Source organism: Paenochrobactrum gallinarii (assembly GCF_014205685.1).
Lineage (GTDB): Bacteria > Pseudomonadota > Alphaproteobacteria > Rhizobiales > Rhizobiaceae > Paenochrobactrum > Paenochrobactrum gallinarii.
Map to the genome: position 1 here is coordinate 218,462 of NZ_JACIIU010000003.1, position 18,120 is coordinate 236,581.

Consider the following 18,120-nt stretch of genomic DNA (forward strand, 5'->3'; position numbering starts at 1 on the left):
GGCAGCTTTCATCGAAACTGATAATGTTGCATCAACCCGTATCACGCGAGTTCTCCTTGTCCACATGCGCTTTTAAGCTGTTTCACGCAAGAGTCAATTGGCAGGCTTTCAGCAGATCAAAAAATTCTGAAACAACGGTATAAAAAAACGCCGCCAAGTAAACCGGCGGCGTTTTCGATAAGCAAAAAAGCTCATTATTACGTGCATCTTATCTGAAAACCGCTTCACACTTTTCAGGATGCACGTTCAAATTAAGCTGACAGCGCTTTGAACTTAGCCAAAATTGCATCGCCCATTTCAGCAGTGCCAACTTTTTTGTTGCCTTCTGACCAGATGTCACCGGTGCGGATGCCATCATCCAGAACGCCGGAAATAGCAGCTTCCAGACGATCAGCTTCAGCAATCAGGCCGAAAGAGTAACGCAGGCACATAGCCAGCGACGCAATCATCGCAATCGGGTTAGCAATGCCCTGGCCTGCAATATCCGGTGCCGAACCATGTACCGGCTCATAAAGCGCCTTACGGCTGCCGGTCTTCGGATCGGTTGCACCAAGCGACGCAGACGGCAGCATGCCGAGCGAGCCGGTCAGCATGGCAGCTACGTCTGACAGCATATCACCAAACAGGTTGTCGGTGAGGATGACGTCAAACTGCTTCGGCCAGCGAACGAGCTGCATACCACCAGCATCAGCCAGCATATGCTCAAGCTGAATGTCTGCGTGTTTTTCTTTGTGACGTGCAGTCACAACCTGATTCCAAAGAACGCCGGACTTCATCACATTGCGTTTTTCCATCGAAGTGACTTTACCGCGACGGGTGCGCGCCAGTTCGAAAGCAATATCAGCAATACGTTCGATTTCGTAGGTATCATAAACCTGCGTATCGATACCGCGCTTCTGACCATTGCCGAGATCGATGATTTCTTTCGGCTCACCGAAATAAACACCACCGGTCAGCTCACGCATGATCAGAATATCGAGACCTTCGATCACTTCAGGCTTCAGGGATGAGGAATGGGCAAGTGCCGGATAGCAAATGGCAGGTCGCAGATTTGCGTAGAGCTCCATTTCCTTACGCAAGCGCAGAAGACCAGCTTCCGGACGCACTTCATAAGGAACCGCATCCCATTTCGGGCCGCCAACGGCACCAAAAAGCACAGCATCAGCTGCCAGCGCTTTTTCCATATCTGCATCAGAAAGAGCCTGACCATGGGCATCATAAGCGCTACCGCCAACGAGACCTTCTTCGGTTTCAAAGCCAAGTTTCAAATCAGAATTCAGAAAATCAATAATCTTACGGACTTCCGCCATTGCCTCAGGGCCAATGCCGTCACCGGGCAGGAGAAGAAGTTTTCTAGATGCCATAATGCCAAGCCTTCATTTGCAGCAGATATTAACTCTCAAGCGTTATAAAGAGCGTTGAGCAAACAGGCAACACAATCTATAGCCTGAAAGCAGCACTATTTGCCACTCATTCAATAATGCGAGCCTCAGAAGGCAGCATAATCGGCACGCCATCGCGCACCGGATAAGCTAATTTGGCTTTTTGTGAGATCAACTCATTGTTCTCACGGTCAAAACGCAAAGCAGTTTTGGTTAAAGGACACACCAACAGCTCCAGCAAGCTGATGTCTACTTCTCCCTGACTTTGCGTCTTGTCCATCAATACACCCTATTATTTAGGAATAGCTAATTTAATCTTGTCTATTGCAGGCGCTTATCAAAATCATCCTGCTCACGCGCCAAGATCATTTCCGTAATTGCAATCAATGTTGCAGCACGCGTTTTCAAATCAGGCGCTTCCAGCAAAGCTTGTTTTTCCGCCGCCCCAAAGGGAGACATGATCGACAAGGCATTGACCAGCATAGCATTATCAGCCCGCGCAATACCCTCCCAATCTGCTTCCAGATTGTTCGCTTCGAGATAGGCGCGGAATGCCGCCAGCAATGCTTCACGATCCACATCATCAACATCAGCCGGATCGCTCAGATCGTTGAGGAAAGGCACGATCTTGCATGTGCGATAAGGCTTTTTGACGTTCAGCTCTTCCACCATCCGAAAGCGGCAAATGCCGTGCAATGTAATCAGCACACGGCCATCGCCTGTTTCAGAATAGCTGGTGATGCGCCCCAAACAGCCGACAGAACTTAAATTCGGCCGGTAGTTTTCGTCGAGCTCCTGCCCCGGTTCGGCAGGCTTTTCCGCCAGATCCGGCTGAATGAGGCCAATGATGCGGTTTGACGCCATCGCTTCATCGACCATCGCCAGATAACGCGGCTCAAATATATTGAGCGGCACCTGTCCGCCCGGCAATAATAATGCACCCTGAAGCGGAAACACCGGCACAGATTCCGGCAAGTCATCACCACTGCGGTAATGGATATTTCCCGCCTGCATCGTACAAAACTCCTGCTTACTTAAACAATAAAGATGACAATTTGCGGCGAGCGGCCAAAGTGGCTTTATCCATCACGCCCCAAAGCTCAAAGAACTGCACCAATTGTTTGCGTGCGCCGTCATCTTCCCATTCACGGTCGGCTTTCATGATTGCCAGCAATTCATCAGCTGCCGCATCACGCAAACCTTGCGCATCATAAATTTTTGCCAGATCAAAACGCGCCTGATGATCATTCGGATCAACCGCTAAGCGCGCTTTTAACTGTTCCGGGTCGCCCAGTGTTGCCACCTGCTCGGCCAGCTCAATGCGCTTCAATACCATTTCAACCGCCGGATCATTCTGCTGATCTTCCGGAATAGCGGCTAAAATCTCACGTGCTTTATCAAGCTCGCCCGCCTCCACCATGCAAGTGGCAAGACCGGCAAGCGCTGCAAGATTATCCGGCATTTGTTGTAAAATCGCCGAGTAAACCTGCGCACTCTGGGCAAAATCACCTTCACCGCGCAAAGTTTCAGCCATCGCCAAAGCCTCAGCCAAAGCGGTTTCCTGCGGGCTTGGGCCACTGATTTTCGCGATAAACTCATCGATTTTTGATTCGGGCTGCGCACCCATAAAACCATCAACCGGCTGACCATCGACAAATGCAATCACCGCCGGAATAGACTGAATGCCTAACTGACCGGCAATGTTCGGATGATCATCAATATTCATTTTAACCAGTTTGACCGCACCAGCCGCTTTTTTAACGGCACCCTCGATCACTGGCGTCAATTGTTTACAAGGCCCGCACCATGGCGCCCAGAAATCCACCAGCACCGGCTGCTTGCGCGATTCGGCAATCACATCAGCCTGAAAAGTCGCAGTCGTTGTGTCTTTAATCAGCCCACCGGCAGCCGGAGCATGATCAGTACCAAAACTCACACTCGCGTTCATTTGATTGCCGCTGACGGCGTATGGATTGTCCTGATTGCTCATCCCGCATCCCTTTTGGCATTATCCTCGGCAGTTAATTAAAAAGCCGGTCTTTATATATTAATATCAGATGGGGTTTTTATACGCATTTTCAAGAGAATGCGCCTCCTCCACCCCGTTCAAATCATTAATCCACGCAAATTACGCGGTTCAGGTTTTGCGCCCCTCACCCACATCATAAACGGTCAGATCGCGGCCATGAATACCAAGTCGCGGCCACGATTCCCGCCATGTTGCAATATGCGTCGTCTCAAAATGGCGATCCAGTGCCGCCTGATCTCGCCAAAGCTCTTTCACATGAATAAGCCCCGGCTCCAACACATCTTCGGCATAAGAATAGCCAAGACATCCGTCCTCCGCACGACTGGCCTCAATCATGGAAGCCATGACTTCCCGTGCGGCTGTTAAATTTTCCGCAGGCAGGCGGACAGTGCCAACGATCAGTAACATTGCACCCCCTTATGCTTCTTGTGCAGTAGTTGAGCTCATATCGGCCTCATCAGCCGACAGCTTCACAATCAGTGGCTCATGGCCGGTTGCACGCAAAAACACCATTAAATCTTCGCGGCTAATAGATGTGGTTGCTTCATTGGTCAGCGGATGTGCATTGATAATGTCATTATGCATCAGTGCCTCATCCAGCACCACCTGCACCTGAATGCCACGGTCATTGACCGCACCAAGCACAGTAACAGAGCCCGGAATAACGCCTAAAAGTTCCATCAAGAGTTCGGCCTTGCAAAAAGACACCCGACCGCTCGCTCCAATCAGATGATGCACCTGCTTCAAATCTACAACCGCATTATCACCAACAGTCAGCAGAAAGATTTTACCCTTCTTGTCTTTAACAAAGAGGTTTTTGGTATGCGCGCCGTTTGATTCCAACCGATAGGCTTGCGATTCTGCCACCGTAAATAAAGGCGGATGAGTAATGGTTGTGTGTTTGACACCCAATTCATCCAGATATTCAAAAAGTCCGGCAGGATCCAACGGCTTTTGCATTGTCTTCAACTCATATTCGCTTCAACGATTCCATTTTCAATTCAATCTTATAGCAGTCACTCACATGAACAAGCCAAGGGAGACAGATAGAATCATATTTCTGCCTGCCATTTTTGCCCTTCTCAAAGCACTGAACGCCAAAAAACACTGTTTCAACCTGCACTTATCAACAGGATGCCCCTGCCAAAGCCCGAAAAAGAGCGGCGTAACGCAAAAAACTGCAATAAAATGCAAAGCCACTCATTTTTGCTGTTGCATTCGGTCAAAGGTTACGGCATACACCGCCCATGCCTGATGTTTAAGAACTGGCGCGAGCGGGTGTAGCTCAGGGGTAGAGCACAACCTTGCCAAGGTTGGGGTCGAGGGTTCGAATCCCTTCGCCCGCTCCAGTTCTTAAAGGCATCCCTTCCCTTAAAATTAAAAACATACATCTCCTGATAATCAGGAGTGAGAGATCACGCGCCTTTACGGCGTTTTTGGCATTTTCTTTTAAGGCTTTGTTTTCCCTAAACAATTCAATGTCAAAAAAATGAAAAAAATCGCATTTTTTCTATTTTACCCTCTTGCAATTGGCAAAGCTTTGCGGCATATAGCGGTTGTTCGATGTTAAGAACTGGCGCGAGCGGGTGTAGCTCAGGGGTAGAGCACAACCTTGCCAAGGTTGGGGTCGAGGGTTCGAATCCCTTCGCCCGCTCCAGTTCTTAAACGTCCTTTTCCTTTAAAAATTTGTCAGTCAAATGCAGCAAAGCCCTGCATGATGATTGTTGCCCTATCGCAACCTCACAAGCTATCGGCTGAGACGATCAATGACTGCACCAGCCTAAATTGATTTTTATTATTTTTTCTGCGCCAGAATAAAAATGCGCGGAAATGCCAGCAGCACCTTGCCGTCAGATGCCACGCTATAATGACGCTTAAGTTCTTCTGCATATTGCGCCAGATAATCTTCACGCTCTTCATCACTGAGCGGATCAATAAAAGGACGCAAGCCCGTGCCTTTTACCCATTCCACCACAGCCTCAATGCCATCGAGCGGATGATTATAGATGGTGTGCCAAATATCCACATGCACCGCATCACCACAAAGCGCTTCATAATATGACGCGACCGGCGGCAATACTGAACGCGCTTTATGGCCAATGCGCGCTTGCCAGCGCGGATCTTGTGCAACCTTGATCATTGACTGATGGGTTGGCTCACGCAAATTATCCGGCATTTGTATTGCCAGCAATGCGCCGCTTTTTAATGAGCGAAACAACCGCTGCATTTGCGCAATATGATCCGGCAACCATTGAAACACCGCATTGGAAAACAATAAATCAGTTTCCTTCGGCGGCTGATAGGTTGCAACATCACCCAATTCAAACTGTAATTCCGGCAGACGCCGGCGTGCTTTTTCAATCATATCCGGCGAAGTATCAAAGCCCATAATTGAAGCCTCTGGCCAGCGTTTGAACAGCGCTTCCGTTGAGTTGCCAGGCCCGCAACCAATATCGACAATATGGTTCAGATCATTCGTCTTAATTTGATTAATAAGGTCAAGTGCCGGCCGACTGCGCTCATTTTCAAACTTCAGATATTGTCCGGCTGACCAGTCTTTCATCACACTCACCTTTTGCATCATCATAGTGTGTCACAAAGAAAAAGGCCGGTGATCAACACCGGCCTTTTTAAGTATTAACGTGTCAGCGGCTTGTAGGTCACCCGCTTAGGGTTGACGCTATCAGGCCCCAGACGACGGACTTTATCCGCTTCGTAGTCTTCAAAGTTACCTTCAAACCATTCTACATGGCTGTCGCCTTCAAAGGCCAGAATGTGCGTTGCCAAACGGTCGAGGAACATACGATCGTGGGAGATGATAACAGCACAGCCGGCGTATTTTTCCAGCGCATCTTCCAGAGCCGCCAAGGTTTCTGTATCCAGATCGTTGGTCGGTTCGTCGAGCAGCAGCACGTTGCCGCCTGCCTGCAACATCTTGGCCAGATGCACACGGTTACGCTGACCACCGGAAAGGTTGCCAACTTTAGCCTGCTGATCGCTGCCCTTGAAGTTGAACGCACCGCAATAAGCGCGTGAGTTCATTTCATGCTTACCGAGCTTGATAATGTCACTGCCGCCGGAAATTTCTTCCCAGACGTTTTTGTCCGCATTCAGATGATCGCGGCTCTGATCCACATAACCAAGCTGCACGGTATCACCGATACGGATCGAACCGGAATCAGGCTTTTCCTGACCAGTGATCATTTTAAACAATGTCGATTTACCGGCACCGTTCGGACCAATCACACCAACAATGCCACCCGGAGGCAGTTTGAAGGTCAGGTTTTCGATCAGAACACGATCACCAAAGGACTTGGTGAGATTTTCTGCTTCAATAACCACCTGCCCCAGACGCTCACCAGCCGGAATAAGGATCTGCGCATCACCCGGACGCTGATTTTCAGCCGCTTCAACCAAAAGATCATAAGCCTTAATACGGGCTTTCGACTTCGACTGACGGGCTTTAGGACTGGCGGAAATCCACTCACGTTCGCGGGCAAGTGCTTTCTGGCGGGCGTCGTCTTCACGGCCTTCCTGAAGCATACGCTTGGCTTTGGCTTCCAGATAGGCCGTATAGTTGCCTTCATAAGGAATACCGCGACCACGGTCGAGCTCAAGAATCCAGCCGGTCACATTGTCGAGGAAGTAGCGATCGTGCGTAATCAACAGGACAGCGCCCTGATATTCGCGCAGATGCTTTTCCAGCCAAGAGGTTGTTTCAGCGTCAAGGTGGTTGGTCGGTTCGTCAAGCAGCAGCAGGTCAGGCTTGGAAAGCAAAAGCTTACAAAGCGCAACACGGCGACGCTCACCACCTGAAAGCTTGGTCACATCGGCATCGGCTGGCGGGCAGCGCAGAGCTTCCATCGCCATTTCAACCTGACTTTCCAGATCCCACAGGTTCTGGCTGTCGATGATGTCCTGAAGCTTCGCGCCTTCATCAGCGGTTTCATCAGAATAATTCATCATCAGTTCGTTATAACGATCCAGAATGGCCTGCTTGTCAGCAACGCCTTCCATCACATTTTCGAACACGGTTTTGTCCGGGTTAAGTTCAGGTTCCTGTGCGAGGTAACCACAAGTGGCACCTTCAGCCAGCCATGCTTCACCGGTATAGTCCTTATCAAGGCCAGCCATGATTTTAAGAACTGTCGATTTACCAGCGCCGTTTGGCCCCAGAATACCGATTTTCGCATCGGGATAAAAAGACAAATGAAGATTTTCAATAATCTTCTTATTGCCATAGGCCTTGTTGAGGCCTGACATATGATAAATGAATTGGCGTGCCATAAAGCGCGTCATCTCCGGTTAAGAGCACCGCATCCCACAAAGTAAGATTAAAAAGTGCTATGAAACAATGATCTGTTTCCTGCATTATTGACGAATAATTTCAGGAAATCTTGGGTGCTTATGTAAGCTATCTGGTCGTCTGGAGCAATGGACAGACACGTAAAACCAGAATTTAAAAAATATAAAACCGGATGCGGATATTTCCGTCATCCGGTTTCCCCTCTGCAAGTTTATAAAACTTATATATTCTTAAACGGAAGCTGCTATTGCTGCGCCTCAATGCCTGCACCGGTTTACTTTATAAGCCGGGCTGTCCGGAGCTTGCGTTTCACATTTATGTGTTAGAGTGACGCAGCTTTAAAAGTTTTGCAAGATTTTTTTCGCGGAAAAATTACCCGATGTCATTTGAAGAGATCCATGTTTTATTAAGGCCTGAGGGTAGCCGGTTGGTGCTGCGCCACCAACAAGCGCAAAGTATCGCGCGTGGTGTTATACATATCAATCACGGATTGGCAGAGCACTCGGAGCGCTACACTGAATTTGCCAAAATTTTGAGCAATGCCGGTTATCATGTCTATGCGCAAGACCATCGCGGCCACGGGCACAATATCGGGGCGGAACACCCCAAAAGCATGTTTGCTATGCGTGATGGCGCAGCCAAAGTTTTAAACGATGTTGATTGCATCAATCAATTGATTAAAGAACGCCATCCCGGTCTGCCGGTTATCCTGTTCGGCCATTCAATGGGCGGGTTGATTGCCTTTAACTATGCACTGCAAAAGCCCGAAAATATCAATGGCCTGAGCATCTGGAATTCCAATTTCGGCAATAAATCCGAACGCATATTTGCGCGCTTCATGCTAAAAGTGGAGCGTATGTTAAAAGGCTCAGATGTGCCGAGCCAGTTTTTGCCGAAAGTGACATTTCGTAGTTGGGCTAAACAGGTCCAGCCATCGCCCTGTACATCGCCCACTATGTTTGACTGGCTCTCAAGCGATCAAACCGTCGTCGATGCCTATCTCAAAGACCCGCTTTGCGGCTTTGATCCAAGCGTTTCGATGTGGCTTGATATTTTCCAATGGATGGAACAGGGCGACAGACAGAAAAACTGGGAGCGCCTGCCTAAAAACCTCCCAATTCGTTTTCATGCCGGAGCGCTCGATCCTGCCACCAATTTTGGTCAGGCAGTCACCGCTTTTGCCACACGACTGCAACAATTAAGCTTTTCGGATATTAGCCATAAAATCTATACCCATAGCCGCCATGAAACTTTGCTTGATCAAGAGCGCGAGATAGCGACACAAGATTTTATTCAATGGTCTGATAGGATTACGCTAACCTCTTTTCAGACCGGCCCTTTGCGCCACCATTAATGCCGCATTATATATTTAAGACTCTCAGAGCGGGTTTTCTGCCAAGGATCAGATTTCATGGCATAAAACTGGCAAAACAATATAGTAAAAAGGATGAAACATGATCGCACATGCATTGATTGTCGTTGATATGCAAAATGATTTCTGCCCGGGCGGTGCGCTCGGTGTTAAAGGCGGCGATGAAATTCTGCCGCTTCTCAACGCGACTATCAATCAAAGCGAACATGTGATTTTAACGCAGGACTGGCACCCCAAAGGCCATTCGAGTTTTGCCTCATCCCATCAAGGCAAAGAGCCTTACCAGAGCATCATGATGCCTTATGGTGAACAGACACTCTGGCCGGATCATTGTGTCCAAGGCACCAAAGGCGCGGATTTTCACCCGCAATTAAACCGTGACCGCACAGAACTAATCATCAGAAAAGGCTTCCGCCACAGCATCGACAGTTATTCCACTTTCTTTGAAAATGACCATAAAACACCAACAGGCCTTGCCGGATATTTGCGTGAGCGCAATATAGGTGCCATCACACTGGCAGGTCTTGCAACTGATTTTTGTGTCGCGTTTTCTGCCCTTGATGCAGTTGAACTGGGCTTTAACACCCGCGTGCGGCTGGATTTGTGCCGCGGCATTGACGTCAACGGCTCACTCGAGCTGATGCTTGATAAAATGCGCCAAGCCGGTGTTGAGCTGATTGCTTAAAAACGACTGGTTCAGCCATTTTAAATCACAGGCGGCTCTATGTTTAAGGAGCCGCTTTTTTTGTTTTTAACTTTTCCGTCAAAGGGTTTATTCGCCTAATTTTTAGTAAAAAATCAGCTATTTTTCCCACTAAAAACAAAAAACACGATAATTATTTTTCAATTGACCACAATCAATGTGACTATGCGCCGAATCTGAAAAGCATGAGTAACCTCTCAAGTATGCCTTTTCGGAGGGCGCATGAAAACCCTAGTTAAATTAGCCATCGCCGGTGCAATCGCACTGGCGGCTGCGTGGCTCTTTGCCTTATCAACGCCTTACTGGCTCACTCCCAAGCAAGAAGCAAAAGTTGATATTACCGATGCTGCCTTGATCACCAAGGGCGAATATATCGCCCGTGCAGGTGACTGCGGCGCATGTCACACAGCACCAGGCGGCAAGGAATTTGCCGGTGGTCTTGGCATGCAAACACCGCTTGGCACCATCTATTCCACCAATATTACACCGGATAAAGAAACCGGCATCGGCACATATTCTTACGCCGATTTTGAACGTGCCGTGCGCCAGGGCGTGCGTAAGGATAATGTTCATCTTTATCCGGCGATGCCGTTTGTGTCTTACACTGTGGTCAAAGACGACGACATTAAAGCGCTTTATGCTTACTTTATGTCGAAGGTCGAAGCTGTCTCCCAAGACAACCAGCCGAGCACTTTGCCATGGCCTGCCAATATGCGTTGGCCGCTGGCTTGGTGGCAATTGCTTTTCTCCAATGCACGCGATTTTGAAGTCGCCGCCAATAGTGATCCGGTGCTGGAACGCGGTGCCTATCTGGTGGAAGGGCTTGGCCATTGCGGTGCCTGCCACACACCTCGCGGTCTGGCTTATGAAGAAAAAGCTGTCAAAAATGACAAGGACGGCAAGTTCCTTTCCGGCTCGGTGCTGGAAGGCTGGTATGCGAAAAACCTGCGAGATCAGGACACTGGTCTTTCCACATGGACAGAAGACGAGATCGTTATGTTCCTGCAAAGCGGGCGTAATGACCGCACCGCAGCTTTCGGCTCGATGGCCGATGTGGTGCAGCATTCCACCCAATATCTGGAAGAAAGCGATCTGCGCGCCATTGCCCGTTATCTGAAGTCGCTGCCGCCAAGCAAAGGCCGCGAACAGAAATGGCAGCCGAAGGAAGATATCACCACGGCAGCGCTTAAAGCCGGTGACTTCTCCGCTAAGGGCGCCCTGTCTTATGTCGAGCATTGCACTGTCTGCCACCGTATGGACGGTAAGGGTGCGCCACGGATTTATCCGGCACTGGCTGGTAATTCGATTGTCTTTGCCGATGATCCAAGCTCGCTTATTCAGGTGACACTGGCAGGGGGCCGGACACCTGATACTGACCACGACCTGATGGCCTTTACCATGCCGGGCTTTGCTCATCTGCCAAACTGGCAGGTTGCGGAAATCCTCAACTTTATCCGCAATGGCTGGGGCAACCACGGTTCTGAAATCACCGAAGCCGATATTGCCCGCATGAGACGCGAAATCGCGCACAAGCCTGTGCATTATGTTCCGGAGAATAAGCAATGAGAACCAAATCGGTTATTTTCCTCGGTGCTGCATTTGCTGTTGCCATTACCGGCTCGGCATGGGGTTTCATCAGCCTGCGCTCCAGCATGGATGCGCAGCCACTGGATGCCATCGCTGTTCTGAACAAAGAAAAAGAACAGGTAGGCACATATCAGATCCCTATCGACCACGATATTTTGAAGGAGCCGAATGCGGCAGATATTTTGCAAGGCAAACGCCTGCTCAATGAAACTGCCCGTTTGCTGCCTGATAATGTCGGCAATGGCCTCAATTGTAACTCCTGCCATCTGGCACAAGGCAAGGTTGATAAGGCTGCGCCTTATATCAATACCTCCAATTTCTACCCTGCCGTCATGCCGCGTTCGGGCAAGGAGGTGGACTTGGAAATGCGCATCAACGGCTGCTTCCAGCGTTCGATGAACGGCAAGCCGCTGCCGCGTGAAGGCGCTGATATGAAAGCCATGATCGCTTATATGGACTGGATCGGCAAAGGCGTTGAAAAAGGCACCAGCGTCAATGTCAAAGGGGCAGGCCCCATTGACGACAGCCTTGTGCCTGATCCGGTGAATGGGCAGAAAATTTATGCCGCACAATGTGCTGCCTGCCACGGCGGCAATGGTGAAGGCATGAAAGATCAGGCCGGCGACTATATCTTCCCGCCGCTTTGGGGTGATGAAAGCTTCAATATCGGTGCGGGTATGGCACGTACTTATAAGGCTGCGCAATTCGTCAAATATGCGATGCCACCGGCACAGAACTATAATCTGCCGATGGGGCAAGGCGATGTACTGACCGATCAGGAAGCGATTGACGTGTCGGAATATTTCACCCACATGCCGCGCCCGGATTTTGCCGGTAAGGTCAATGACTGGCCAACGGTTAAAAAGCCGAAAGACGCCCGCTACTAAAGATTACAAAAAAGGCCGGTATCAGATTTGATACCGGCCTTTTTATTAAGCTCAATCCGTGATTAAAATAGCGCGAAAATCATTGACATTGGTGCCGGTGGGGCCGGTCACATAAAGATCATTAAGTGCTGAAAACGCACTCCACGCATCATTTTTCTTTAAAAAATCAGCGCCGTTCAGCCCTTTTTCCCGCAATCGCTCCATGCTCGTTCCATCGGCAAAGCCACCGGCATTATCCTCTGAACCGTCAATGCCATCCGTGTCGGCGGCAAGCGCATAAATCCGGTTATTGCCGGCAATATCGAGTGCGAGCGACAACAAGAATTCGGTATTGCGGCCACCCTTGCCTTTATGGCGCACGGTGACAGTAGTTTCCCCACCCGACAATAAAATTACCGGTTTTGGAAACGGACGGTCACGCATCGAAATTTCTTTGGCGATTGCGCTATGAACATGCGCCACTTCGCGCGCTTCGCCCTCTATTGCATCGGATAAAATCACCGCCGGAATATTATATTGCGCGGCGCGTGTCACTGCCGCTTCCAGCGAAATAGCAGCAGATGCAATTACATGAGTTTCGTGATTTTTAAAACAATCATCATCGGCAAGCGGTGCATTGGCTGCATCTTTTTGCAAATGCTGGATCACATTATCCGGCAATTTTAAGCCATATTGCTCAATGATTTTCAAAGCATCATAGCGCGTTGAGCTGTCAGGCACAGTGGGGCCGGAAGCAACATAAGCCGGATTATCGCCCGGAATATCCGAAACAATCAGGCTCACCACTTTTGCCGGAAAACAAGCAGCCGCCAAGCGCCCGCCTTTAATTTTGGAAATATGTTTGCGGATGACATTCATCGCGCTGATCGGCAGACCAGAGGCAAGCAAAGCCTCATTGACCGCCACTTCATCAGCCAAGGTCAGGCCATCGGCAGGGGCTGGCAGCAAAGCCGAGCCACCACCAGAGACTAAAGCAATCACCAGATCATCGGCGCTTAAATTTTCAACGGCTGCGAACAAGCGTTTGGCCGCTAGTCTCCCCGCTTCATCAGGCACCGGATGCGAAGCCTCGATGATCTCAATCTTTTCGCAAGGCACACCAAAACCATAGCGCGTCACCACAACACCGCTGAAATCGCCATCCCAGCATTGCTCAAAAGCGCGTGCCATTTGCGCAGACCCTTTGCCCGCACCAATGACAACCACTTTGCCTTTAGGTTTTTCAGGCAAAAAAGCTTTAATTCTCTTAAGCGGATCTGCCGCTTCAACGGCTGCTTCAAACAGGGATGTTAAAAGAGCACGCGGCTCTGCTTCATGCTGCGACACGGTTTGATATCCCCTTAAATTTTGATGCTCAGCTTATTTATAAAGCTGATTTCATCGCTTTTCCGGCAATATAAACTTCAGAGACACAGCGGTCATCCCCCATTGTCTGCAAAATGAATAATTCATCTTCCAGCGTCGCAGCCACATCCATGCGTAAATCCATCGCTGGTTTGGCGCGTGCATCAAGCACGACAATATCGGCATCCGCACCCACATGCAGCGAGCCGATTTTATCTTGCAAACCCAGTGCGCGGGCATTGCCAAGCGTCAGCATATAATAAGACTGCAAAGGCGATAATTTCTGGCCTTGCAGCGCCATAATTTTATAAGCCTCGCTCATGGTTTCCAGCATCGAAAAACTGCTACCGCCGCCCACATCCGTTGCCACGGAAATACGCGCACCAAGTTTTGCAAAGCGATCATGATCGAAAAGTCCGCTGCCTAAAAAGAGGTTTGATGTCGGGCAAAAAGCGGCAACCGCCCCCCTCTCCGCCATCAGCGACACTTCACGGTCGCACATATGAATACAATGACCGAGAATGGTTTTCGGCGTCAGCAACTCATAATGGGCATAAATATCGATATAGTATTTTGCCGCCGGATAAAGCGAGGTGGCAAAGGCAATTTCATCGCGGTTTTCAGACAAATGCGTCTGCACATAGCAATCAGGAAATTCCTGCACCAGCGCCTTGCTCATCTCCAATTGTTCCGGTGTCGAAGTAATGGCAAAGCGCGGGCTGATCGCATAATAATTGCGCTGATCGGGCTTATGCCATGCTTCAATCAGCGCTTTGCTGTCATCATAGCCGGATTGCGGCGTATCGCGTAAAGCCTCCGGCGCATTGCGATCCATCATCACCTTACCGCCCACCATCAGCATATTGCGCTGACGTGCGGCAGCAAACATGGATTGCGCACTTTGTTTATGCACAGAGCAATAGGCGACAGCCGTCGTGGTGCCATTGCGGATCAGTTCATCGAGAAAGCGGCCAGCAATAAAATCGGCATGGGCGGCACTTTCAAATTTTTGTTCTTCGACAAACACATATGTGTTGAGCCATTCCAGCAATTGCGCGCCATAAGAGGCAATCGCCTGCGTTTGCGGAAAATGTAAATGCGTATCAATAAAACCCGGCATAATCAGATGCGGACGATGATCAACGACAGCAACTTCAGCCCCCAGATTAACACTGGCGCGCGCCTGCACATCGGAAAAATCACCAACATCGGCGATCTTGCCATTAGCGATCAGCAAAGCCCCGTCTTCATAAAAGTGATATGCCGAAGCAGCACTTTCCTGAGACGGATTTTCTAAAAATGTGAGGATACGCCCCCTGATAAGACGGGGAGTGGTTTGAGCACTCATTGCGTTTTTCCTCCCTTAACACTCGTCTCATACCAAGCAGCCAGCATGCGACGTTCTTCATCCGAAACAGCCGTTATATTAGCAGGAGGCATGGCATGAGAACGCCCCGCCTGCAAATAAATCTCGCGTGCATGGGATGCAATTTCGCGGTCTGTCTCCAAAATCACCCCTTTGGGCGCAGTTATGATACCATCCCATGCCGGTTCTTTGGCATGACACATCGAGCAACGCCCCAAAATCGTATCACGAACTTGCGGGAAATTCTCAGCCACCACAAAATTCTGCTGCGCCGGTGTCATTGGCAAAGCCTGACTTTCATCCGGCAATGGTTTTTGTATGCTCGAAAGCCAGATAATCGCAATGAATAGAAGAAGGGTTACAATCCAAGTCCAGGTTGGCTTACCTTTGCCCGCATGGCGGGTATTGAACCAATGGCGGATGGTGACACCCATCAAGAAAACCAATGAGGCGATAATCCAGTTATATTCGGTGGCAAAAGCCAGCGGATAATGATTGGAAAGCATCAGAAACACGACCGGCAGCGTCAGATAGTTATTATGGGTCGAGCGTTGCTTGGCGAGTTTGCCATATTTCGGATCAGGAGTTTTTCCGGCAATCAGGTCGGCTACTACGATTTTCTGATTAGGAATAATCAGCATAAACACATTGGCAGCCATGATGGTCGCGGTAAATGCCCCCAAATGCAGAAAAGCCGCGCGTCCGGTGAAAAGCTGCGTGTAGCCCCATGATACAGCAACGAGCACGCCATAAAGCAGCACCATAATCACCGTATCATTTTTGCCTAAACCGAATTTGCAAATCAGATCATAAATGAACCAGCCCAGCACCAGCGAGGCAATGGAGATAAAAATAGCAACCGGTGCAGAAACATCCAGCACCGCCGGATCAATCAGATAAAGATCGGCACCGGCATAATAAACAAGGCACAAGAGCACAAAACCGGAAAGCCATGTGGCGTAAGATTCCCATTTGAACCAGATCAGATGCTCCGGCAAATGCGGCGGTGCGACCAGATATTTTTGAATATGATAAAAGCCGCCGCCATGCACCTGCCACTCTTCACCATGCACACCTTGCGGCAGATCGGGGCGCTGGCGCAGGCCTAAATCAAGCGCCACAAAATAAAATGACGAGCCGATCCACGCAATCGCTGTCATCACATGCAGCCAGCGGGCGGCAAAACTCAGCCAGTCCCATGCAACCGCAAAATCATACATGCGCCCCTCCCATTATGTCTTTGTTCCCATTGTTAGACAGTGCATTATGTGCCAAGGAAGGGTTGGGGGAAATGAGTGCAACTCAACGAGCACTTTCAAAAAAATATAAATAATCGGGAGCTGTTTCAGATCATATGTCGTACATAAAAAATCTGCGCGTCTTCATTCGTGTAGTGGAACTGGGCAACCTGTCTGCCGCAGGGCGTGATCAGCGTGCCTCGCCGGCTGTGGCCAGCAACCGCATCAAAGAGCTGGAAAAACATTTAGGTGTCCGGCTTTTTAACCGCACCACCCGCAAACTCACGCCAACCGAACACGGACGTGTTTTCTATGAAGGTGCAGTGAAAATTATTGAAGCGGTGGAAGAAGCCGAAGCCGCGATTACCGATATTTTGCAAAACCCGAAAGGTGCCTTGCGCATCACAGCGCCCTTAAGCCTTGGCCGAACGTTGATTGGCCCGAGCATCCCCGATTTTCATGCCAAATATCCTGATATTGAAGTGCGCTTGCGCCTTTCCGATCATGAAGTGGATATTATGAGCGAAGGTGTGGATGTCGCTTTCAAGCTGGGCATTCTGGAAAACTCCAACTTGCGGATGCGCGGCATCATGAATTGCGAGCGCGTCATTTGTGCGGCACCTGAATATCTGGAACGACGCGGTACGCCGCAAACACCCGACGATCTCATCAATGACAAACATGATTGTTTGCTGCTGCGTTTTCCCGGCTCCAAAGAATATTACTGGACGCTGCAAACACCTGAAGGTTTGCGCAAATTTGAAATTGCAGGGCCTTATGATTCCGATGACAGTGATGTTTTGACCCAATGGGCATTAAGCGGCCACGGCCTCATCAACAAGCCGTTGTTTGAGGTCAAACAATATATCAATGAAGGTAAGCTGGTGCCGGTTTTAACCGATGCACCACCGGCATCCATTCAACTTGCAGCGATCTATCCGCATAAGCGTTTTCTTGATCCGAAAATCCGCCTTATCATTGATTATATGGCTGACCGCTGCCATCGCCGGATTAATGAAATTCTTAAAAGCTGACGGGTATCTCTTCGGTTTCAGATTGATAATTGAGCGCCGCGGTCAGCACTTCAGCCGCAACCAAAGCCGCAATTACCGAGGGCCGTTTGTCTTTCACGGCCACTCCGCCCACCGGACAAACAAGACGGGAAAAATTATCTCGCGCCAGACTTTGCTCTTCAGCCTCTTTCAAATACCAGCTACGGAATGTGGCACGTTTTGACTTAGAGCCGATCATGCCGACATAGGCTGCATCTTTTCGTGCCAGGGCTTCCGAGACAATCAGAAAATCCAGTGCATGATCATGCGTCAGGATGATAAAAGAACTGCCCGCCGGTGCCGTGCGCACCACTTGTTCGGGCAGTGCAGTCAGGCAGGTTTCAATGCCGGTGGCCTGACTATTAATAAGCTCCTGCTCGCGCGTATCCACCAGCACAACGCGCAATGGCAAAAGTGCAAGCGCCAAGCTCAGCGCATCGCCCACATGCCCTGCACCAAACACATAGACCTGTGGCCGCATGGCAATTTCGGCATCCACACTGGCAATCAACGTGCTCGCCAGTTTCTGATCCAGTTTCCGCAATTTCAGCCCGACACGCCCGCCGCAGCATTGGCCGATTTCAGGCCCCAAAGGTACATCCATATGGGGCACATCCATATCTGGCTTATCGGGCACACTCAAAGCACCGCATAATAACTTGCGTGCCTGATCAATCGCCATATATTCAAGCTGCCCCCCGCCAATGGTGCCGAAAATTGCATCCCTTGCCACCAGCATCCATGTGCCTGCATCACGCGGCGCAGACCCTGCCACATTGCTCACTTCCACCAGCATAACCTGTGAGCGGGTTCCCAAAAAAGCTCTGATATCGTCTTTAAATGCCGACATCTGA

The 18,120-nt window shown here is 49.8% G+C and carries 16 protein-coding genes, 2 tRNA genes and 2 pseudogenes; 7 read left to right on the forward strand and 13 right to left on the reverse strand.

The features are described from left to right. Positions 1–251: 251 nt before the first annotated feature. The 6 genes from leuB to FHS77_RS05410 form a co-directional block, all read right to left on the reverse strand. On the reverse strand, positions 252–1,364 hold the full coding sequence (gene leuB / locus FHS77_RS05385; RefSeq protein WP_184221073.1) for a 3-isopropylmalate dehydrogenase: 1,113 nt from the start codon (positions 1,362–1,364) through the stop codon (positions 252–254). Between the two features lie 106 nt (positions 1,365–1,470). Beyond that, complete coding sequence (locus FHS77_RS05390) at positions 1,471–1,662, reverse strand: Trm112 family protein (protein WP_184221075.1); 192 nt, start codon at positions 1,660–1,662, stop codon at positions 1,471–1,473. A gap of 41 nt (positions 1,663–1,703) precedes the next feature. Further along, complete coding sequence (locus tag FHS77_RS05395) at positions 1,704–2,396, reverse strand: LON peptidase substrate-binding domain-containing protein (RefSeq protein ID WP_184221077.1); 693 nt, start codon at positions 2,394–2,396, stop codon at positions 1,704–1,706. Between the two features lie 16 nt (positions 2,397–2,412). Next, on the reverse strand, positions 2,413–3,372 hold the full coding sequence (gene trxA / locus FHS77_RS05400; protein ID WP_184221079.1) for a thioredoxin: 960 nt from the start codon (positions 3,370–3,372) through the stop codon (positions 2,413–2,415). Between the two features lie 147 nt (positions 3,373–3,519). Continuing rightward, on the reverse strand, positions 3,520–3,819 hold the full coding sequence (locus FHS77_RS05405; protein ID WP_184221081.1) for a putative quinol monooxygenase: 300 nt from the start codon (positions 3,817–3,819) through the stop codon (positions 3,520–3,522). A 9-nt stretch (positions 3,820–3,828) separates the two neighbouring features. Next, a complete protein-coding gene (locus FHS77_RS05410) occupies positions 3,829–4,371 on the reverse strand; it encodes a prolyl-tRNA synthetase associated domain-containing protein (protein WP_184221083.1) in 543 nt (180 codons plus the stop codon). 314 nt (positions 4,372–4,685) lie between these two features. Here FHS77_RS05410 and FHS77_RS05415 point away from each other — a divergent pair. Both FHS77_RS05415 and FHS77_RS05420 read left to right on the forward strand, forming a co-directional pair. Beyond that, positions 4,686–4,760, forward strand: a tRNA-Gly gene (locus tag FHS77_RS05415). Positions 4,761–4,993: 233 nt separating this feature from the next. Then, positions 4,994–5,068, forward strand: a tRNA-Gly gene (locus tag FHS77_RS05420). A gap of 138 nt (positions 5,069–5,206) precedes the next feature. Here FHS77_RS05420 and tam read toward each other — a convergent pair. Together tam and ettA are read right to left on the reverse strand one after the other, a co-directional pair. Further along, positions 5,207–5,974, reverse strand: a complete 768-nt coding sequence (gene tam / locus FHS77_RS05425) for a trans-aconitate 2-methyltransferase (RefSeq protein ID WP_184221084.1) — start codon at positions 5,972–5,974, stop codon at positions 5,207–5,209. A 74-nt stretch (positions 5,975–6,048) separates the two neighbouring features. Further along, positions 6,049–7,698: an energy-dependent translational throttle protein EttA gene (gene ettA / locus FHS77_RS05430; RefSeq protein ID WP_184221087.1), complete on the reverse strand. Its 1,650-nt coding sequence runs from the start codon at positions 7,696–7,698 to the stop codon at positions 6,049–6,051. 398 nt (positions 7,699–8,096) lie between these two features. On the opposite strand from ettA, the gene FHS77_RS05435 reads away from it, so the two are divergent. The 4 genes from FHS77_RS05435 (at position 8,097) to FHS77_RS05450 (ending at position 12,266) form a co-directional block, all read left to right on the forward strand. After that, entirely contained in the window at positions 8,097–9,071 is a 975-nt protein-coding gene (locus tag FHS77_RS05435) for an alpha/beta fold hydrolase (protein ID WP_184221089.1), read from the forward strand. Positions 9,072–9,171: 100 nt separating this feature from the next. Beyond that, positions 9,172–9,774 carry a bifunctional nicotinamidase/pyrazinamidase gene (pncA, locus tag FHS77_RS05440; RefSeq protein WP_184221091.1) on the forward strand — a complete coding sequence of 201 codons (603 nt, stop codon included), beginning with the start codon at positions 9,172–9,174 and terminating at the stop codon, positions 9,772–9,774. Positions 9,775–10,014: 240 nt separating this feature from the next. After that, positions 10,015–11,358, forward strand: a complete 1,344-nt coding sequence (locus FHS77_RS05445; RefSeq protein WP_184221093.1) for a c-type cytochrome — start codon at positions 10,015–10,017, stop codon at positions 11,356–11,358. Continuing rightward, positions 11,355–12,266, forward strand: a complete 912-nt coding sequence (locus FHS77_RS05450; protein ID WP_184221095.1) for a c-type cytochrome — start codon at positions 11,355–11,357, stop codon at positions 12,264–12,266. The genes FHS77_RS05445 and FHS77_RS05450 overlap by 4 nt, the downstream gene beginning before the upstream one ends. A 51-nt stretch (positions 12,267–12,317) precedes the next feature. Here the strand turns inward: FHS77_RS05450 and FHS77_RS05455 are convergent, their stop codons facing one another. The 4 genes and pseudogenes from FHS77_RS05455 to FHS77_RS05465 form a co-directional block, all read right to left on the reverse strand. Continuing rightward, positions 12,318–13,592 (reverse strand): DUF4147 domain-containing protein, encoded by a 1,275-nt coding sequence (locus FHS77_RS05455; protein WP_184221097.1) that lies wholly within the window; start codon positions 13,590–13,592, stop codon positions 12,318–12,320. Positions 13,593–13,629: 37 nt separating this feature from the next. Next, a complete protein-coding gene (gene guaD, locus FHS77_RS05460; RefSeq protein ID WP_184221099.1) occupies positions 13,630–14,958 on the reverse strand; it encodes a guanine deaminase in 1,329 nt (442 codons plus the stop codon). Then, positions 14,955–15,218 (reverse strand): annotated as a pseudogene (locus FHS77_RS16475) (urate hydroxylase PuuD); the annotation flags it as partial. The pseudogene FHS77_RS16475 and the gene guaD, both read right to left, overlap by 4 nt. A 68-nt stretch (positions 15,219–15,286) precedes the next feature. Then, positions 15,287–16,196: pseudogene (locus FHS77_RS05465) on the reverse strand (urate hydroxylase PuuD); the annotation flags it as partial. Positions 16,197–16,330: 134 nt separating this feature from the next. Between FHS77_RS05465 and FHS77_RS05470 the strand changes: the two are divergent. Next, positions 16,331–17,248, forward strand: a complete 918-nt coding sequence (locus FHS77_RS05470) for a LysR family transcriptional regulator (RefSeq protein WP_184221103.1) — start codon at positions 16,331–16,333, stop codon at positions 17,246–17,248. On the opposite strand, the gene xdhC is transcribed toward FHS77_RS05470, so the two are convergent. Further along, positions 17,238–18,116, reverse strand: coding sequence for a xanthine dehydrogenase accessory protein XdhC (xdhC, locus tag FHS77_RS05475; RefSeq protein WP_184221105.1), 879 nt, complete (start codon positions 18,114–18,116; stop codon positions 17,238–17,240). The two genes, FHS77_RS05470 and xdhC, sit on opposite strands and share 11 nt — an antisense overlap. Positions 18,117–18,120 lie beyond the last annotated feature (4 nt).